General features: G+C 64.5%; 16 protein-coding genes, 2 tRNA genes and 2 pseudogenes. 15 read left to right on the top strand and 5 right to left on the bottom strand.

Going from position 1 to position 18,124, the window contains the following annotated elements; all coding sequences use genetic code 11:
* The first annotated feature begins 239 nt into the window (after positions 1-239).
* From JWP83_RS09710 to JWP83_RS09690, 5 genes are all read left to right on the top strand, one after another.
* Positions 240-1,229: an aldo/keto reductase gene (locus JWP83_RS09710; RefSeq protein ID WP_297729325.1), complete on the top strand. Its 990-nt coding sequence runs from the start codon at positions 240-242 to the stop codon at positions 1,227-1,229.
* 516 nt (positions 1,230-1,745) lie between these two features.
* Positions 1,746-3,395: a CocE/NonD family hydrolase gene (locus JWP83_RS09705; RefSeq protein WP_297729322.1), complete on the top strand. Its 1,650-nt coding sequence runs from the start codon at positions 1,746-1,748 to the stop codon at positions 3,393-3,395.
* Positions 3,396-3,505: 110 nt separating this feature from the next.
* Positions 3,506-4,309, top strand: a complete 804-nt coding sequence (locus JWP83_RS09700; RefSeq protein ID WP_297729319.1) for an SDR family NAD(P)-dependent oxidoreductase — start codon at positions 3,506-3,508, stop codon at positions 4,307-4,309.
* 99 nt (positions 4,310-4,408) lie between these two features.
* Entirely contained in the window at positions 4,409-5,761 is a 1,353-nt protein-coding gene (locus JWP83_RS09695) for an MmgE/PrpD family protein (RefSeq protein WP_297729316.1), read from the top strand.
* A gap of 92 nt (positions 5,762-5,853) precedes the next feature.
* Positions 5,854-6,402, top strand: a complete 549-nt coding sequence (locus JWP83_RS09690; RefSeq protein WP_297729314.1) for a hypothetical protein — start codon at positions 5,854-5,856, stop codon at positions 6,400-6,402.
* A 161-nt stretch (positions 6,403-6,563) separates the two neighbouring features.
* Here JWP83_RS09690 and JWP83_RS09685 read toward each other — a convergent pair.
* Positions 6,564-6,629: transfer RNA gene (locus JWP83_RS09685), tRNA-Leu, on the bottom strand.
* A gap of 405 nt (positions 6,630-7,034) precedes the next feature.
* Positions 7,035-7,184, bottom strand: a pseudogene (locus tag JWP83_RS31230) (adenylate/guanylate cyclase domain-containing protein); the annotation flags it as partial.
* Here JWP83_RS31230 and JWP83_RS09680 point away from each other — a divergent pair.
* From JWP83_RS09680 to JWP83_RS09670, 4 genes and pseudogenes are all read left to right on the top strand, one after another.
* Positions 7,131-7,307 (top strand): annotated as a pseudogene (locus JWP83_RS09680) (adenylate/guanylate cyclase domain-containing protein); the annotation flags it as partial. The pseudogenes JWP83_RS31230 and JWP83_RS09680 overlap by 54 nt on opposite strands.
* A gap of 2 nt (positions 7,308-7,309) precedes the next feature.
* Entirely contained in the window at positions 7,310-7,465 is a 156-nt protein-coding gene (locus JWP83_RS31225) for a helix-turn-helix domain-containing protein (RefSeq protein ID WP_367185612.1), read from the top strand.
* Between the two features lie 33 nt (positions 7,466-7,498).
* Entirely contained in the window at positions 7,499-8,254 is a 756-nt protein-coding gene (locus JWP83_RS09675; protein WP_297729310.1) for an Arm DNA-binding domain-containing protein, read from the top strand.
* Between the two features lie 158 nt (positions 8,255-8,412).
* The gene (locus JWP83_RS09670; protein WP_297729307.1) at positions 8,413-8,685 is read left to right on the top strand and encodes a tyrosine-type recombinase/integrase; all 273 of its coding nucleotides are present in this window, start codon (positions 8,413-8,415) and stop codon (positions 8,683-8,685) included.
* A 236-nt stretch (positions 8,686-8,921) separates the two neighbouring features.
* On the opposite strand, the gene JWP83_RS09665 is transcribed toward JWP83_RS09670, so the two are convergent.
* Positions 8,922-9,007 (bottom strand) — tRNA-Tyr (locus JWP83_RS09665).
* A 68-nt stretch (positions 9,008-9,075) separates the two neighbouring features.
* Between JWP83_RS09665 and JWP83_RS09660 the strand changes: the two genes are divergently transcribed.
* The 4 genes from JWP83_RS09660 (at position 9,076) to JWP83_RS09645 (ending at position 14,015) form a co-directional block, all read left to right on the top strand.
* On the top strand, positions 9,076-9,567 hold the full coding sequence (locus JWP83_RS09660) for a YajQ family cyclic di-GMP-binding protein (protein WP_297729304.1): 492 nt from the start codon (positions 9,076-9,078) through the stop codon (positions 9,565-9,567).
* 109 nt (positions 9,568-9,676) lie between these two features.
* The gene (locus JWP83_RS09655) at positions 9,677-11,164 is read left to right on the top strand and encodes an NAD(P)/FAD-dependent oxidoreductase (protein WP_297729300.1); all 1,488 of its coding nucleotides are present in this window, start codon (positions 9,677-9,679) and stop codon (positions 11,162-11,164) included.
* 41 nt (positions 11,165-11,205) lie between these two features.
* A complete protein-coding gene (locus JWP83_RS09650; RefSeq protein ID WP_297729297.1) occupies positions 11,206-12,231 on the top strand; it encodes an NAD(P)H-dependent glycerol-3-phosphate dehydrogenase in 1,026 nt (341 codons plus the stop codon).
* Between the two features lie 227 nt (positions 12,232-12,458).
* Complete coding sequence (locus JWP83_RS09645) at positions 12,459-14,015, top strand: SulP family inorganic anion transporter (RefSeq protein WP_297729295.1); 1,557 nt, start codon at positions 12,459-12,461, stop codon at positions 14,013-14,015.
* 88 nt (positions 14,016-14,103) lie between these two features.
* Here the strand turns inward: JWP83_RS09645 and htpX are convergent, their stop codons facing one another.
* A complete protein-coding gene (gene htpX / locus JWP83_RS09640; RefSeq protein WP_297729292.1) occupies positions 14,104-14,964 on the bottom strand; it encodes a zinc metalloprotease HtpX in 861 nt (286 codons plus the stop codon).
* Positions 14,965-15,046: 82 nt separating this feature from the next.
* Positions 15,047-16,054 (bottom strand): nonaprenyl/(2E,6E)-farnesyl/geranylgeranyl diphosphat synthase, encoded by a 1,008-nt coding sequence (gene grcC1 / locus JWP83_RS09635; RefSeq protein ID WP_297729289.1) that lies wholly within the window; start codon positions 16,052-16,054, stop codon positions 15,047-15,049.
* A gap of 21 nt (positions 16,055-16,075) precedes the next feature.
* Between grcC1 and menJ the strand changes: the two genes are divergently transcribed.
* Together menJ and JWP83_RS09625 are read left to right on the top strand one after the other, a co-directional pair.
* On the top strand, positions 16,076-17,305 hold the full coding sequence (gene menJ, locus JWP83_RS09630) for a menaquinone reductase (protein ID WP_297729286.1): 1,230 nt from the start codon (positions 16,076-16,078) through the stop codon (positions 17,303-17,305).
* 115 nt (positions 17,306-17,420) lie between these two features.
* A complete protein-coding gene (locus JWP83_RS09625) occupies positions 17,421-18,098 on the top strand; it encodes a class I SAM-dependent methyltransferase (protein ID WP_297729283.1) in 678 nt (225 codons plus the stop codon).
* Positions 18,099-18,124 lie beyond the last annotated feature (26 nt).

Raw genomic sequence — 18,124 nt, 5'->3', positions numbered from 1 at the left:
TGTCGATAAAGCTGGTCTTTTCAGGTGTGACGCGAGTGCCGATCACGTCGGCGCCCTTGTCGACGACCAGGACGTCATGGATGTGAGCGCGGCCCAACCGGACCAGTCGCAGCCGCCCAGCATGCACTGAAAAATCGATCTGAGGTGTGCACATGAACACGATTCCTGACCAATCGGCCTTGCAAGGAGCCGATGTCGCCGAATGCGTTCGTTTCACTCAGCCGAAGCAGCCCGCAGTCATGCGAACCAAGACACTGGGAACCCTGGGAACCACCTCGGCGATCGGGCTTGGCCTGATGGGCATGAGCGACCTCTACGGGCCCACCGACCGCGCTGAGAGCATCGCCACCATCCACGCCGCGCTCGACGCCGGCATCACCCTGCTCGACACCGGCGATTTCTACGGCACGGGCCACAACGAGATGCTGCTCGGCGAAGCCCTGCGCGCACACGACCGCGACCAGGTGCAGATCAGCGTCAAGTTCGGCTCCCTGCGCGGCCCGGACGCGTCGTGGCTGGGCCAGGACAACCGCCCGGTCGCCGTCAAGAACTCCCTCGCCTACACATTGCAACGACTCGGCACCGATCACATCGACGTCTACCGGCCGGCCCGGTTCGATCCCAAGGTGCCGATCGAGGACACCGTCGGCGCGATCGCCGAGATGATTCAGTCCGGATATGTGCGGCATCTTGGATTGTCGGAGGTCGGCGCGGACACCATCCGCCGCGCGCACGCCGTACACCCGGTCAGCGACCTGCAGATCGAATACTCGCTGATCTCCCGCGGCCCCGAAGGCGAGATCCTAGACACCTGCCGCGAACTAGGCATTGGTGTCACCGCGTACGGGGTGTTGTCGCGTGGGCTGATCAGCGGGCACTGGTCGGTCGACCGCGCCGGCTCGGGCGACTTCCGGGCACACAGCCCACGCTTCACCGGCGAGAACCTCGACCGCAATCTGGCCCTGGTCGAGCGGCTGCGCAGTGTGGCCGCCGAACTCGGCGTATCCGTGGCCCAGGTCGCGATCGCGTGGGTAGCCGCCCAAGGCGAGGACATCGTCCCGCTGGTCGGGGCCCGCAGACGCGAGCGGCTGGGCGAGTCGCTGGGCGCGCTCGACTTCGAGTTGACCGCCGAGCAACTCGCCACCATCGAGTCCGCGGTACCCAAACACGCGGCCGCCGGTGACCGCTACGACGCCACGCAGATGGTGGCGCTCGACAGCGAGCGGTGATCCGGGTCGTCCCGCGCGCAGACCCGGCCATGATCGGAAGAACCAGGAGAACAGGAAGCAAGAGTGATGTGTCAAGTGTGGCTGGTGACGAGTGCTGGTCGCGGGTTGGGCGAGGCGACCGCCCAGGCCGTACTTGAGGCTGGGCACCAAGTGGTCGCAACAGCCAGGGACACGCGCACCCTTGACGTAGCGTTCCGGCACGTGCCCGCCGACCTATGCCGCCGAGCGCAACGCGGTACGACGCGCCGAGCGAACAGTAGCTAGACAGATGATTGTCGCCCGGCACAGGTATTTTCTTGGTGCCCGCCCCAGTCAAATCCGATGAATAGCGCACGTTCGGAATACGTGCACTCCGCCAGAAAACTAAGCGAAATTGCCTGTCCTGCAATCCCTCTGCGTGTTGCGATCGAGCACAGGCCCGGAAAGGTCGTCGAGGAACAGCCGACGTTTGAGCAGCTTGCCGAACCCTAGCGAACGACACAAGGAGGCGGGTTTGTGGTGAGGATGGTGCCTGGGGTGTCTGCACGCGCGGTCGACGGATTGCTGCGCCGGCTCAGGGGGATGCCGAAACCGCGGAACAAGATTTTTGTCGAGCGTGGTCTGCGTACCCCATCTCGGGACGGATTCGCCTTGCTCGGCGACCTTTACGGGCCTGCCGAGCCTGGCGACGGTGGGGCGACGATTCTTATTCGGACACCCTATGGGCGGGGCGCACCACTGGACGCGTTGTGGGGCCGGACCTTGGCCGCACAGGGATATCACGTGCTGCTGCAGAGCTGCCGGGGAACTGCCGGATCGACCGATACTTTCCAGCCGATGGTGCGCGAAGCCGCGGACGCGCAGGACACCGTGGTCTGGTTGCGGGAACAACCGTGGTTCAACGGGAGCCTCGGAACCATGGGGATGTCGTATTTGGCGTACACCGAGTGGGCCCTTCTGATGGACCCGCCGCCCGAACTTCAAGCAAGTGTGATGATCGCGGGGCCGCACGATTTCAGTAGTTCCATTTGGGATAGCGGGGCATTCGCCCTGGAAACCTATCTGGGATGGTCCGATGCGAACAGCGTGGCGTTCGAGGACCGGCCGAGCGCGCTGCGGCAGCTCGCCGGCAGAAAGCGGGCGAACCGATTGAAGTCGGCATACGCAAGCCTTCCCCTGGCCGAAGCAGCGTCAGCAGTTTTGGGTGCTCGCGCGTCGTGGTACCGGGAATGGCTGGACCACCCCGACCCAGCCGAACCTTACTGGCGCGACTATGACTTCGCCGACGCGCTTGAGCGCGTTCGGACGCCGACGCTCCTAGTGGGTGGTTGGTACGACGTATTCCTCCGGCAGACGGTCGTCCAGTACGAGACCCTTCGGTCCCGAGGGATCGATGTCGCATTGACGCTCGGGCCGTGGACTCATCGTGGCCATGTGCTCAAAGGGTCTGGCGTCATCGACAACGAAGCGTTGCAGTGGTTCGACACGTATCTGGGCACGCAGGCGTCTCCCCGACGAACCGATCCGGTGCGCACATTCGTCACCGGCACCAGTCGCACCTGGCACTCGGCGCAGAGTTGGCCTCCAGCCAGCACCGAGACCTCCTGGTTCGTCCACGAGGGAGGCCGGCTCGCCTCCGCTGCCGCGACGGGCGGTACCTCGACATTCTGCTTCAACCCTGCCGATCCGACCCCGGCAGCAGGCGGCCGGCGACTCGCCAGCGGTGCAGGTGTGGTGGACAACGCAAAGCTGGAAGCCCGGTCGGATGTCCTCACCTCCACTAGTGCTGCACTGACAAATGACGTCGAGTTCGAGGGGGCTCCGACGGTCGAGGTAACGGTCAGCGTGGATAACCCCAATGCCGATCTGTTCGTCCGCGTCTGCGAGGTCGACACTAAGGGGCGCTCACGGAACATCTGCGACGGCTTTGTCCGACTCGACCCTGCCGTACCTGCTGGTGAGATTCAGGACCTGGCGGTTCGACTCCTCCCCTGCGCCCACCGAGTGCAAAAGGGCCACAGCCTGCGGCTGCAACTCTCAGGCGGTGCGCACCCGCTGTACGCCCGGAATCTGGGCACCGGCGAACTCGCGCCCACCGGCGCCAGTCTCAAAACGTCCGTCCACATTATTTATCACGCCACCACTCGTCTTGTCCTTCCGGTAACCACGCCAGCACGATTGACGTAATGCGGACGGGAATTCGGTGCAGAAGTGGCGTAGTAATCCCACAGACCGGCAATTTCAGCAGATTAGCTGCCGACCACCAGGGGACACCAATGAAGTGAAGGAGTACAGCTATGCCCCACGAGCTATCGGGCCACGTGGCCATCGTTGCCGGAGGCGCACGTGGAATCGGGCGCGCTAGTGCCCTGCGGCTCGCCAGGCTCGGCGCCACCGTGGCGGTCGTCGATGTAAATCTCCGTGCGGCAGCCGAATACGGTGAGCAACTCACCGCGGCAACTGTCGTGGACGAACTGCAGGACCGGGTCGGAAGTGGGATGGGAATTCAAGCTGACCTCATAGATCCCGAAGCGACCACTCGAGCGATACAGGATGTGGTCGATAGCAATCAACGCTTGGACATACTGGTGATCCCGGTCGGCGGTGCACTGACTCCTTATGAGCGGAGCGCCGCCAGTGTCACCCCGGACGTCGATTTCACAAAAATTGTCGACGCGAATATGCGAACAGTAGTGAATTGTTGCAGAGCTGCGGTGCCTCACATGCGCAATTCCGGCGGTGGCGCAATTGTGACGATGGCAAGCCAGTCCGCGCTGTGGGTTACTCCCGATGGTTCCCTGGCCGTCTACGGCATGTCCAAAGCCGCCGTGGTGCAATACAGCCGGTACCTGGCAGCAGAAGTTGGACAATGGGGCATCCGCGTCAACTGCATTGCGCCAGGAATAATCCGAACGTCGCGATTAATCAAGCAACAGGCGGCCGCTGTGAGCGGCGACGATTCGGCCGCACAAGCCATCCCGTTGCGGAGGCTCGGTGAGCCCTCGGATGTCGCCGATGCTGTTCAATACCTCACTACGCCGTTATCCGCGTACGTCACCGGCCAGGTGCTCGCCGTCGACGGCGGATCGACAATGCACTGAAGTCGTTCCCGACCGCAATTAACCGGCAAGCGTCCGCCTCCCCCAACGAAGCTGAAGGACTACATCTTTGCGATGAGTGAAAACACATTATCGGCCAAAATGGCTGATTGGGTAGTTGGTCTGGACTACGAGACAGTACCGGTTCGGGCGGTCGAAATGGCGAAGCTTCTGATCCTCGATCAACTAGGGCTGCAGATACGCGGCGCGACACTACCCAACGTACGGCCCGAGCGTGAATTGGTTGAGCTGATGGCTGCCGCGCCGGAATGCACGGTCGTGCAGTCGGACACGCGGACGGTGGCACCCTATGCGGCGTTCGTCAACGGGACCCTCGCTGCCGGCATCGAGTTCGATGACGTGCACATGTATGCCGCGCACATCGGCTCGGCTGTTGTTCCGGCCGCGCTCGCTTTCGGTGAGATCACAAACTCCACCGGCCGCGACGTGATCACCGCAATCGTTGCCGGAGCACAGATTATGTCGCTCCTCGGCGCCACCACCGTCGAGAACATGGTCCGCCACGGATGGCACGCCTCCAAGATCTTGGGCACCTTCGGTTCCGCTGCCGCCGCGGGCAAACTCCTCGGCCTCACCACTGATGAGCTCACGCACGCGTTCGGCATCGCAGGCAGCGACGCGGCGGGCACGATGGAATACGAACTCAGCGGCGGCGAGGTTAAGCGGATGCATTCCGGAACCGCCGGCCGAAGCGGCTCTCAGGCCGCATTGCTCGCCCAACGCGGACTCACCGGGCCGACCGGAATCGTCGAAGGTGGCCGCGGGGTGTTTCGGCTACTATCCACCACCCTGGACAGCGCCGCCGTCGGTCAGTTGTTCGATCATTTCCACATCGTCGACACGATCTTCCGGTTATACCCCACGATCGGGTCCGCGGCCCCCGCTATCGAAGCCGTGCGCTACCTGCAAGAGCACAATGACCTTCCGTGGTGTGAGATCACCGAGATCAAACTCGGCCTTCCCGAGATCGCCGTCGGGCATGGCGCGACAATCACACGCCCGACCGACACTGTTACCGCCCAGTTCAGCATCGCTTTCAGTATCGCCCTCAGGCTAATCCACGGCCGTAACCGGCCCGATGAGTACATGAACCCCACACTTTGGGCAGATCCCGACCTGCTCTCGATCGTCGACAAAGTACTGCCCTACTCGATGCAGTTCCCGCCCGGTCAGCCCCCTCTGCTGAGCTGCCGGATCGATATCACCCTCTCCGACGGCCGACTCCTGTCTCACACTCAAGGCGGCGCCCGCGGATACCCTGGCCATCCCGACACGCGCGATAGCGACGTCGAGGCCAAGTTCCTCGACAACGTCAGCGGCATCATCAGCCCCGCTGACGCACGAACGATCGTCGAGCACGTCGGAATACTCGACAAGCTGGAAAACGCCAGCAACCTGATAAGGCTTGCCGCGACACGACCGGAGCAGCGCTAACGAGCATCCCAACATATACATACATCTAGGCTCCGCGCGGCGCCGAGTTCCCCAGGTACGGACCACTGCAACTATCTGAATTGGAAATGATAATGCCCCGACTGCAAAAACCGTATACCGATACGATCCCCGAGGATTCTAGGACATTTTTGGCCCAATTCCCGCCGGATGAGATGTTTCAGATGCTGTCGCACTCACCGGCCATGGTGCAGCCCTTCATCAGACTCGGCTTGACCATTTACAGCTCGCTGCACCTTCCGGTCCGGACCCGTGAAGTGGCGATTCTCGCCCTAGCCTCGGCTGTGCAAAGCGAGTTCGTCTTCGCCCAGCACATCCCCATCTCCGAGAAGGCGGGCGTGACCGAACGGATCCGTGAAATGATCCGCGATCAGAACTACACCAATCCAGCCCTGCCCGAAGAGGATCGCGCCGTAATCCAGTTCACCGCCGAACTGATCGAAAAGCCTCACATGTCCGACGAAGTGTTCGCCTCGGCGCGCAAGTTCCTGTCCGACCGCGAAATCGTAGAGTTGTTACAGGTCTGCGGCTATTACTGGACCCTCAGCCGGCTCTGCACCGTCCTTCAGGTCGAGACCACCCAGATGTATGACGAGATTTCGGTCGAAGGCCTCGATCGATAACAATGAACCGTACCGGGTCCGATGCCAGCTTGAGCACACACCGCAGCGGGCTGCGGACACCCGGGGGACCGTCCGATAAAGGGATCTGATCTTGGTCTGACACGCCGAGCTGTGCTTGATCGCTGTCGGGATCGCGACATGACCCGTGAAATGCGCTTTTGTGGAGCCTCCTGTCAGGATTGAACTGACGACCTTTCGCTTACAAGGCGATTGAAGCCCAGTTTGGCTGGGCTCGCACTTATTCGTGCATGCCCGCGACCTGCGAATACGCATTCGTGACAGTTCGCCGTTGTTCGCCCTGATCCGCGGGGGTTGACGGCAAAGTGACAGCAAAATTAGTGGTACTATCGTACCAGATTCCGTGGTTCTGGTTCGGACCCATCGACGGTTACCACGTGGATGTTCCATGTCCACCACGATCTACTTTGCCTCGAACGTCAGACGGATGCTCGATCGAGCGGACGCGGCACTGGTATCCCCTGGAGTTCGCCCACCGGGCTGACCACCATCGTCGCGAGTTGTCTCAGATGATGCGCCATCGTTCAGTCTCAAAAACTCCGCACTTCTTCAACCGGACTGTGGGGGGTTTGGGTTTTGACCACTGAAGCTGATCTCGATGACCTGCGTCGACGCTACGGCGGGTCACCGTTAGGCACGGGCGCGGCTGGCAATTGCCTGCGAGTTTCCATGCGGTACATCGAAATGTCGGCCGGCACACCGCTAGGCCGGTGAGAGAAGACCGGCCGGCGCACCCGTTTGACGGTGACGCCCAGCGCGTCCAGGCGGTCCTCGGAGATTTGCGTGCACGACGCGCGCTGCCTGGCGACCTGGACTTCGGTGATCGGTTGTCCGCCAAGGGATTCGGAGGTCCGCAGACGGCTGCCCGGGCCACCTATCGGCTGCTATCGTGGAAGCGGCTGAGGTGCTGAGCATCTCGCGTTCTTCCGTCTATCGTCTCTTCGACGCCGGCCAACTTAGATGGGTCCAGATCGGCGGATCGCGCCGGGTGGCGTCCACAGAGATCGAGCGTTTCATCGCTGCCCACACTGAGGCGGCATCGTGATCCCTCAACTGAACGCAGACTGAGTAGATCGCCATGGCTGAACGTCGCCAGCTGCCGCCGCAGATCAAACGGGTCGAGCTCGCCGCACGAGATGGCGGTCGCCCCGTTGTTCGTTATCAGCTCATCGTCGACGTGGGCGTGGTCGACGGTAGGCGCAAGCAGCTGCGGAAGCGGTACAAGACGGAGCGAGAGGCTCGGGCAGCGCTGGATGCTGTACGTGGCGATGTCGCCAAGGGCACATATGTGCATCCATCAGAAATCACGCTCGCCCAAGCGTGCGAGGACTGGCTGGCTTCCAAGCACGGACTCAAACCTTCGACGCTTCACGGACATCGGGTAAACCTCGCGCCCGCACTCGCCGAACTTGGTGAGGTCGCAGTGCAGAAGCTGAGCAAGCGGCACATCGACGATCTCGTCACAGCTCTGCGTGCCGGCGGCTTAGCCTCTCCCACCGGCAAGTCGCGCAAGTCGTGGTCACCGCGATCTGTGAACTACATGTTGGGCCTACTCACGTCGGTGCTGAGGGATCAGATGAGGCAAGGGCATGTGGTGCGTAACGTCGCCGAGCTGGTCGACCGCATACCTGCGGATCCGAAACCCTCCAGACACATTCGCCCCATCCGAGCTCCGAGCGGTTCTCGCTCATATCGACGGCGACCGATACGGGATCGCATGGCAGCTTGCGCTTACCGGGCTACGCCGCGGCGAAGTGGCAGGCCTAGGGTGGAGCGACATCGACCTGACGGGGCGGACGCTGCAGATCTCGTCGACGCGGCTCCGGTTTGGTAAGCACCTCGTCGAGGACACCCCGAAATCCCGCGCAAGTCGCCGGACCCTCCCCATACCTGACCACCTAGCCGCTGCATTGCGGGCCGCCCGGGCTATCCAGGCTGCCGACCGCTTGGCGCTCGGCGAGGAGTACGAAGCGAGCGGATACGTTGTCGTGGATGAGTGCGGCGCTGAGTCCGCACGCGCTTACATCACGGTGGGCGCGGATGCTCAAGGCCGCCGGGGTCCGTCACATTCGGTTGCGCGACGCCCGGCACACCTGCGGGACGCTGATGCACTTGCAAGATGTGCCGATCGCAATGATTTCCGCTTGGCTCGGGCACGCTTCGAAGGCCTTCACGATGGCCACCTATGTGCACTCACAGCCCGAGGCGCTGACGCTTGCCGCGCAGAGCTTCAACAGCGTCGTGGGTCAGTCGCGACGTTCCTGAGAACCGCCGCCAGGCAAGCCTGGCGGCTGCAAATAAGTAGGGGCGTCCATCGGCGCCACCACTTGCCAGCTGACCGGATAACCGATCGAGTCCCGTTACGCACGACACCGTTGACACGGATGATTTCCAGCGTCCTGGCGTGCCCGTGTGCAGCAAGTTTCGCCCGAGTTGTGACAAAACGTGACAACTCGGGCGCACTCAAAAGCGAAGCCAGAGACCAAAACAGCCTCTGACCTTGGTGGCAGGTACTGGATTCGAACCAGTGTAGGCATAAGCCGACGGATTTACAGTCCGCTCCCATTGGCCGCTCGGGCAACCTGCCGCCAGACAGGGTACAACGAGCGGGTAGACAAGGCACAAACGGCTAACCAGACGAAAGGGACGGATCGAATGGCCGACTCATCGTTCGACATCGTCAGCAAGGTCGATCGGCAAGAGGTCGACAACGCGCTCAACCAGGCCGCCAAGGAGCTGGCCACCCGCTTCGACTTCCGCGGCACCGATACCAAAATCGCGTGGAAGGGCGACGAGGCCATCGAGCTGACGTCGTCCACCGAGGAGCGCGTCAAGGCCGCCGTCGACGTCTTCAAGGAGAAGCTGATCCGCCGCGACATCTCGATGAAGGCCTTCGACGCCGGCGAACCGCAGGCCTCCGGCAAGACCTACAAGGTCGCCGGCGCCCTCAAGCAGGGCATCGACAGCGAGAACGCCAAGAAGATCACCAAGCTCATCCGCGACGAGGGGCCCAAGAACGTCAAGACCCAAATCCAGGGCGACGAGGTCCGTGTCAGCAGCAAGAAGCGCGACGACCTGCAGGCCGTCCAAGGGCTCCTGAGGAATGCCGACCTGGACGTGGCGCTGCAGTTCGTCAACTATCGGTAGCTATGCACGCCCCCGTCGGCTCCGCGAGCGTAACGCCACGGCGAAATTCCGCGCCGTTTTTCGCCGTGGTGTTACGCTCGCGGCGTTCGTTTTCGAAGCGAAGTTCAGGATGACGGCGACTCCGCAACAGGACGACCGCTTCGACGTCATCATCATCGGCGCGGGCATCTCCGGCATCGACGCGGCCTATCGGATCACCGAACGCAATCCCGGCGCGACATACACCATCCTGGAGCGGCGCGCGCAGATCGGCGGCACCTGGGATCTGTTCCGCTACCCCGGCGTTCGGTCCGACAGCAGCATGTTCACGCTGTCGTTTCCGTTCGAGCCGTGGACCCGCAGGGAGGGCGTGGCCGACGGCGACCACATCCGCGAATACCTCACCGCCACCGCACGCAAGTACGGCATCGACCGCCACATCGAGTTCAACAGCCATGTCCGCGCGGCGGATTGGGATTCGTCCACCGACACCTGGACGGTCACCGTCGAACAAGGCGGCGCCAGCAAGACATTGCGCGGCCGGTTCGTGTTCTTCGCCAGCGGCTACTACAACTACGACGACGGCTACACCCCCGAGTTCCCCGGCATCGAGCGGTTCGACGGCACCGTCGTGCATCCGCAGCGCTGGCCCGACGACCTGGACTCCACCGCCAAGAAGATCGTCGTCATCGGCAGCGGCGCCACCGCCGTCACGCTGATCCCATCGCTGGCCGAACGCGCCGGAACAGTGACCATGCTGCAGCGCTCGCCGACGTATCTGGTCTCGGCGTCCAAATACGGCAAGGTCGCCGCCGTGGCTCGTAAACTGCTGCCCCGCAGGGCCGCTCACCTGGTGATCCGGATGTACACCGCACTGACCGAGGCGGTGTTCGTTTACCTGTCCAGCAAGGCACCGGGTCTCGTGCGGTGGATGCTGCGGCAGGTGGCGATCAAGAACCTGCCCGACGGCTATGACGTCGACATCCACTTCAGGCCGCGGTACAACCCGTGGGACCAGCGGATGTGCCTGATCCCCGACGCCGACTTCTACAACGCTGTCAGCGACGGCAGCGCCGCAGTTGTCACCGACCACATCGACCACTTCGACGCCACCGGCATCGCGCTCGAATCCGGCGAACACCTCGACGCCGACATCATCGTCACCGCGACCGGCCTGCAGTTGCAGGCGCTGGGCGGGGCCACCATCAGCATGGACGGCGAAGAGATCGATCACCGCGACCGCTTCGTCTACAAGGCGCACATGCTCGAAGACGTGCCCAACCTGTTCTGGTGTGTGGGTTACACAAAAGCGTCTTGGACGCTGCGGGCCGACATCACCGCGCGGGCAACGGCAAAACTCCTGGCACACATGGCTTCCCACGGCTACACGTATGCTTACCCGCACCGGGGTAACGAACCGATGGACGTCAAGCCGTCGTGGGACATTCAGGCCAACTATGTGAAGCGGTCGGGCCACGCGCTGCCCAAGTCGGGCACCAGGCGGCCGTGGAATGTGCGGCAGAACTACCTGGCCGATGCCATCGACTACCGGTTCGACCGCATCGAGGAGTCGATGGTGTTCGGCCGGGTGGCCGACCGGGCACCGCTCGTCGGGTGAACTCCTTCTAAATCTCCGATGTCGGCAATACGCTGATCGACATGGCAGCTGAGAAGCGCGAACCCTGTGTCGTTGTCCTCGGTGGCGGTTCCTGGGGAACCACAGTGGCGTCGATCTGCGCGCGGCGCGGGCCGACGTTGCAGTGGGTGCGCTCCGAGGAGACCGCCAAGGACATCAACGAGGATCACCGCAACACCCGGTATCTCGGCAACGACGTCGTCCTGAGCGACACGCTTCGCGCCACCACCGACTTCGCGGAAGCCGCCAACAGCGCCGACGTCGTGGTCATGGGCGTGCCCTCGCACGGCTTCCGCGGTGTACTCACCGAACTGGCCAGGGAACTGAGGCCATGGGTGCCGGTCGTGTCCTTGGTCAAGGGGCTCGAGCAGGACACCAACATGCGGATGTCGCAGATCATCGAGGAGCTGCTGCCCGGTCACCCGGCGGGCATCCTGGCGGGGCCGAACATCGCGCGCGAGGTCGGCGAGGGCTACGCGGCCGCGGCGGTGCTGGCCATGCCCGACCAGCACCTGGCGACCCGGCTGTCCGGGTTGTTCCGCACCCGGCGCTTCCGCGTGTACACCACCGACGACGTCATCGGGGTGGAGATGGCCGGGGCGCTGAAGAACGTCTACGCCATCGCCGTCGGGATGGGCTACTCGGCGGGCCTCGGCGAAAACACCCGCGCACTGGTGATCGCCCGCGCGCTGCGCGAGATGACGAAACTAGGCGTGGCCGTGGGCGGCAGTCCCGACACGTTTCCCGGCCTGGCCGGCCTGGGCGACCTCATCGTCACCTGCACCAGCCAGCGCAGCCGCAACCGCCACGTGGGTGAGCAATTGGGCGCCGGGAAGCCGATCGACGAGATCATCGCCTCGATGAACCAGGTCGCCGAGGGCGTCAAGGCCGCCAGCGTGATCATGGAGTTCGCCAACGAGTTCGGCCTGAACATGCCGATAGCCCGCGAGGTCGACGCGGTGATCAACCACGGCTCGACCGTGGAGGAGGCCTATCGGGGCCTGGCCGCCGAGGTTCCCGGGCACGAGGTGCACGGCTCGGGCTTCTGAATAGTCAACCAAACAACTCGTAACGAAATTATTTGCATTCGATATGCGCCCGCGCGGTCGGCTTGACCGCACTTTGCCACCCCAATAACGTCGAACAAGGCGGCCAGGCCCTGACGGCCGATTGGCGTAGTTGTAATCGCCTGTGCGCCAACGAGCTACGCCGACGTAGCCAAGCGTAATACGGGGCTCGGACTTTCCCCGCTAACACCTAACGAGGGAAGCGACCGATGCAAGACATCGAACAGCTCGACGATCAAGGGGTTGACCAGGGCCGCAAGGGATTAGGACTGGACCGGATACGATCCGTTGTCCGGCACGACTTGCCCTCGTCGCTCGTGGTATTCCTGGTCGCACTTCCGTTGTCCCTGGGAATCGCCATCGCGTCGAACGCGCCGGTGCTGGCCGGGCTGACCGCCGCGATCGTGGGGGGAATCATCGCCGGAGCCATCGGCGGATCACCGCTGCAGGTCAGCGGTCCCGCGGCCGGTTTAACGGTCGTGGTCGCCGATCTTATCTCCGATTTCGGTTGGGGCGTGACGTGTTTGATCACTGCCGCCGCGGGCGTGCTACAAGTTCTGTTGGGACTGAGCCGTGTCGCGCGAGCGGCGCTGGCGATCTCACCGGTCGTCGTGCATGCCATGCTGGCCGGCATCGGGATCACGATCGCGTTGCAACAAGCGCACGTATTGCTGGGCGGAAAATCCAAAAGCACGGCCTGGCACAACCTCATCGGCCTGCCGGGTCAAATCATCGGCGCGCATCGGCCCGGAGTGCTGTTGGGCGCGCTGGTGATCGTCATTTTGATCGCCTGGCGCTGGGTTCCGGCTCGCTTGCGCTTCATTCCGGGCCCACTGGTAGCCATCGTTGCTGTGACGGTTATCTCGCTGGTCTTCCCGTTCCACGTGCGGCGGATCGAGATCGACGAGTCACCGCTGAATGCGCTGCGGCTGCCCGATGTCCCGCACGGCAACTGGGGTGCGGTGGCAATCGGGGTGATTACCGTCACGCTCATCGCCAGCGTCGAAAGCCTGCTGTCGGCGGTTTCGGTGGACAGGATGCAGAACGGCCCACGCACTGACTTCAACCGCGAATTGATCGGGCAGGGCACGGCAAACGTGGTGTCGGGGGCCATCGGCGGGCTGCCGATCACCGGTGTAATCGTCCGCAGCTCAACCAATGTCAACGCGGGCGCAAAATCCCGAACCTCCTCGATCATGCATGGTGTGTGGATCCTGCTGTTCACGGTTCCATTCGCGGAGCTGGTCGAAGAAATCCCGACCGCGGCGCTGGCCGGCCTGCTGATGGTCATCGGCATTCAGTTGCTGAAGCCGGCGCACATCGAAACGGCAATGAAGCAGGGGGATCTCGCCGTCTACGTGGTGACCGCGGTCAGCGTCGTCTTCCTCAACCTGCTGCACGGCGTGATGATCGGACTCGCCCTGGCGATCGCACTGACCGGATGGCGGGTGATCTGGGCCAGGGTCGAAGCCAAGCCCGTCGGAGACCACTGGCGGGTGGTGATCGAGGGGCCGGCGTGCACCTTCCTTGCCCTGCCCCGGCTGACGCGCGTGCTGGCGTCCATCCCCGCCGGGAAGGCCGTGACGGTGGACCTTTCGGTCAATTACCTCGATCACGCGGCGCAGCAAGCGATTAGCGACTGGCAGCGCCAGTTCGAGGCCACCGGCGGCACGGTCGAGATCCGGGGGATGCTCGAGACGGGTCACCTCGCCCGTCGGCTGGCAAGCGATCTAGCCGAACGCGAAAGGCCCGAGGCCGCTGCTTGATTGGCGGCTGCCGCGGGCGTAACGGGGCTGCGATTTCGAGCGCGATATTTGGCAGTGACGTTACGCCCGCGAACAGGTGAGCCGCCTTCTAACCCCGCGCCATCTCCTCCAGGCGGCGGATACGGTCCTCGATCGGAGGGTGCGTCGAGAACATCGATCCGATCCGCTCGCCCGCCCGGAACGGGTTGGCGATCATCAGGTGCGCCTGGCTGGCCAGCTGCGGCTCGGGCGGCAGCGGCGCCGCCTGGATTCCTCCCGAGATCTTGCGCAGCGCCGACGCCAAAGCCAGCGGATCCCCGGTCAGCACGGCGCCCGACTCGTCGGCCTGGTACTCGCGCGACCGGGACACCGCCAGCCGGACCACGGTGGCGGCGATCGGGCCCAGCAACGAAACCAGCAGCAGCGCAAAGGGATTGTCGCCGTCGCGGTTGCCGCCGAACATGCCGGCCCACATGGCCATGTTGGCCAGCGCGGTGATCACCGACGCCATCGCCCCGGCGACGCAGGAGATCAGGATGTCGCGGTTGTAGACGTGCGAAAGCTCGTGCCCCAGCACGGCGCGCAGCTCGCGCTCGTTGAGGAGACCCAGGATGCCGGTGGTGCAGCACACCGCCGCATTGCGCGGGTTGCGGCCGGTCGCGAACGCGTTGGGCGTGTTGGTGTCGCTGATGTAGAGCCTCGGCATCGGCTGGTGGGCGCACGTGGCGAGCTCGCGCACGATCCTATACATCACCGGCGCCTGCAGCTCGGAAACCGGCTGCGCGTGCATGGCCCGCAGCGCCAGCTTGTCGCTGTTGTAGTACGTGTAGACGTTCATGCCGATGGCGAACAGCACCGCGATCAACATCGCCGTCCTGCCGAACAGCGAGCCGACAAACACGATCAACGCGGACATGCCGACCAACAGGGCGAAGGTCTTCAACCTGTTCGCGTGCGGATGCCAGGTCATCAATGTCCTCCTTCGAGCATCAACAATTGCTAACTGAACGCCCGGGATGACCTTCCGGGTTCCGCGACCCGCGCGACGGCCACTAGCCGTGCCGGCTCACCGTGTAGTCGATCAGCGTCTCGAGCGCGCGCCGGCCCGGGACGTCGGGCAAAAGTTCCAGCTCCTGGCGTGCCTGCGCCGCATGCTGCACCAGAAAATGCTTGGCCTTGGCCATGCCGGGTGACGCCCGCAACAGCGCCACAGCCTCGTTGACGGCCGCGTCGTCCTCGACGGGCCCGGACAGCAGCTCGCGCAGCCGCGCCGCCTCGGGCCCCGGCTCTCGCAGCGCATACACCATCGGCAGGGTGTGCACCCCTTCGCGGACATCGGTCCCGGGCAGCTTGCCGGACTCGTGGGAGTCGCTGTCGATGTCGATGATGTCGTCGGAGATCTGGAACGCGGTGCCCACGATGCCGCCCAGGCGGCTCAGCCGCTCCACCTGGTCGGCGTCGGCGCCGGAGAACATCGCGCCGAATTGGCCCGCCGCGGAGATCAGGCACGCCGTCTTCTCGTACACCACCTTCAGGTAGTGCTCGACCGGATCCGACCCTTGCGCGGCGCCGCGGGTCTCGCGCATCTGCCCGGTGACCAGCTGGGCAAACGTCTCGGCGATGAGCCGCACCGCTTCGGGCCCCAGCCGCGACACCAGCCTCGACGCGGTCGCGAACAGATAGTCGCCGGCCAGGATCGCGACGTTGTTGCCCCAGCGCACATTCGCGGTGGGCGTGCCGCGGCGCACCTCCGCCTCATCCATCACGTCGTCGTGGTAGAGCGTGGCCAGGTGCACGAGTTCGATGACGGCGCCGGCGATCGTCACCTCCCCGGCGGCCGGGTTGGGCCCGATCTGCGCGGACAACACGGTGAACAGCGGCCGGAACCGCTTGCCGCCGGCCTTGAATAGGTACGTCAGCGAGTCGGTCATCACCGCGTCCGCGCTGCGCAGCTCGGTGTCCATGAGCTGCTCGATCCGCCCGACACCGTCCCGCACGGTCTCGGCGAACGCGGCATCCCCGAAGTCAATGCCCGCCACCACCGTCGCCGGAGTCCTCACGGACCAAACATACTGGTGAGCATGGAGACGAGAGCTATCGGAGCCGACCTGGTGGTCGTGGGAGCCGGACCTGCCGGTTCGGCCGCGGCCGCGTGGGCCGCCCGCGCGGGCACCGACGTGCTGGTCATCGATTCCGCCAGCTTTCCCCGCGACAAGGCGTGCGGCGACGGGCTGACCCCGCGCGCCGTCGCCGAGCTGGAACGCATGGGTCTGGGCGACTGGCTCGACACCCGCATCCGGCACCGCGGACTGCGGATGAGCGGATTCGGCGGCGAGGTGGAGGTCGACTGGCCGGGCCCGTCGTTCCCCTCGACCGGCGGCGCGGTGGCCCGCCTCGAGCTGGACGACCGGATCCGCAAGTGCGCCGAGGATTCCGGGGCGCGGATGCTGCTGGGAACCAAAGCCGTTGCCGCGCACCATGACTCGTCCAGACGGGTGGTATCGCTGAGGTTGGCCGACGGCACCGAGGTGGGGTGCCGCCGGTTGATCGTCGCCGACGGGGCGCGCTCGTCGTTGGGCCGCAAGCTGGGCCGGCGGTGGCACCAGGAGACGGTGTACGGCGTGGCCGCGCGCGGGTATCTGACCACCCCGCGGGCCGACGACCCCTGGCTGACGTCACACCTGGAACTGCGCTCCCCCGACGGCGCCGTGTTGCCCGGCTATGGCTGGATCTTCCCGCTGGGCAACGGCGAGGTGAACATCGGCGTTGGAGCGTTGTCGACGTCGAAGCGGCCGGCCGATCTGTCGCTGCGCCCGCTGATCTCGTACTACACCGACCTGCGCCGCGACGAGTGGGGCTTTACCGGCGAGCCGCGGGCGGTGTCGTCGGCGCTGCTTCCGATGGGCGGCGCGGTCTCCGGGGTGGCCGGGCCGAACTGGATGCTGATCGGCGACGCCGCGGCCTGCGTTAACCCGCTGAACGGCGAAGGCATCGACTACGGCCTGGAGACGGGGCGGCTGGCCGCCGAGCTGCTGGACTGCTGCGACCTGTCGCGGGTGTGGCCGTCGCTGCTGGCCGATCACTACGCCCGCGGCTTTTCGGTCGCACGAAGGCTGGCGTTGTTGCTGACCTTCCAGCGGTTCCTGCCCACAACCGGGCCGATCGCGATGCGCTCGACGACGCTGATGGCCATCGCCGTGCGGGTGATGGCCAACCTGGTCACCGACGACGACGCCGACTGGGTGGCGCGGGCCTGGCGGGGTGGCGGGCGATTGTCGCGGCTGGTCGATCGCCGAACACCGTTCAGCTGAGCCTGCGCCAGCAGACGCAAGAGCTCCCAAATCCGCCATGGAATGGGTACCTTTGCGTCTGCTCGCGATATCAAGGTCGTTGACATATATCAGGCTGGTTGATATATCTAGGGACATGACTCAACCAGTAGATTTCCAATTCGAAAACGCCTACCGCGGTGAATCCGCCCAATTCGGTGAGGGCGCGCGGCCGCCATGGAGCATTGGCGCCCCACAGCCGGAGCTGGCCGCCCTGATCGAGCAGGGCGAGTTCCACGGCGACGTCCTCGACGTGGGCTGCGGAGAAGCCGCGATCTCGCTGGCCCTGGCCGAGCGGGGATACGCCACGGTGGGACTGGACCTCTCGCCCACCGCGATCGACCTGGCCCGGCGCGAGGCCGGGAAGCGGGGCCTGACCAACGTCACGTTCCAGGTGGCCGACATCAGCGACTTCACCGGTTTTGACGGCCGGTTCGGCACGATCGTCGACTCCACGTTGTTCCACTCCATCCCGGTCGAGGCACGCGAGGGCTACCAGCAGTCGATCAGCCGCGCCGCCGCGCCCGGCGCCTCCTACTTCGCCCTGGTCTTCGACAAGGGCGCGGTGCCGGAGGGACCGATCAACGCCGTCACGGCCGATGAATTGCGCGAAGTGGTGTCCAAGTACTGGGTGGTCGACGAGATCAGGCCGGCGCGCATCTACGCCAACCTGCCCGAGGGCGGTCTCGGCCTGCCGTTCGTCGAGGTACGCGACGAGCCCGACGGCCGCAAGTCGGTCGGCGCCTGGCTGTTATCCGCGCACCTGGGCTCCTAAAACGAGCCAGGCGTATAGTCCGGCTA

Origin of the sequence: Mycobacterium sp. (assembly GCF_025965855.1) — a bacterium.
GTDB lineage: Bacteria > Actinomycetota > Actinomycetes > Mycobacteriales > Mycobacteriaceae > Mycobacterium.
This window is presented reverse-complemented; position numbering and strand designations above follow the sequence as displayed.

Bases quoted from the DNA above. Each gene is read 5' to 3' on its own strand.
- htpX (WP_297729292.1), bottom strand. From the start codon at position 14,964: ATGACCTGGCATCCGCACGCGAACAGGTTGAAGACCTTCGCCCTGTTG.
- JWP83_RS09690 (WP_297729314.1), top strand. From the start codon at position 5,854: ATGCCCCGACTGCAAAAACCGTATACCGATACGATCCCCGAGGATTCT.
- JWP83_RS09670 (WP_297729307.1), top strand. From the start codon at position 8,413: ATGAGTGCGGCGCTGAGTCCGCACGCGCTTACATCACGGTGGGCGCGG.
- JWP83_RS09700 (WP_297729319.1), top strand. From the start codon at position 3,506: ATGCCCCACGAGCTATCGGGCCACGTGGCCATCGTTGCCGGAGGCGCA.
- JWP83_RS09645 (WP_297729295.1), top strand. From the start codon at position 12,459: ATGCAAGACATCGAACAGCTCGACGATCAAGGGGTTGACCAGGGCCGC.
- JWP83_RS09710 (WP_297729325.1), top strand. From the start codon at position 240: ATGCGAACCAAGACACTGGGAACCCTGGGAACCACCTCGGCGATCGGG.
- JWP83_RS09675 (WP_297729310.1), top strand. From the start codon at position 7,499: ATGGCTGAACGTCGCCAGCTGCCGCCGCAGATCAAACGGGTCGAGCTC.
- JWP83_RS09695 (WP_297729316.1), top strand. From the start codon at position 4,409: ATGGCTGATTGGGTAGTTGGTCTGGACTACGAGACAGTACCGGTTCGG.
- JWP83_RS09655 (WP_297729300.1), top strand. From the start codon at position 9,677: ATGACGGCGACTCCGCAACAGGACGACCGCTTCGACGTCATCATCATC.
- JWP83_RS09660 (WP_297729304.1), top strand. From the start codon at position 9,076: ATGGCCGACTCATCGTTCGACATCGTCAGCAAGGTCGATCGGCAAGAG.
- JWP83_RS09650 (WP_297729297.1), top strand. From the start codon at position 11,206: ATGGCAGCTGAGAAGCGCGAACCCTGTGTCGTTGTCCTCGGTGGCGGT.
- menJ (WP_297729286.1), top strand. From the start codon at position 16,076: ATGGAGACGAGAGCTATCGGAGCCGACCTGGTGGTCGTGGGAGCCGGA.
- JWP83_RS09625 (WP_297729283.1), top strand. From the start codon at position 17,421: ATGACTCAACCAGTAGATTTCCAATTCGAAAACGCCTACCGCGGTGAA.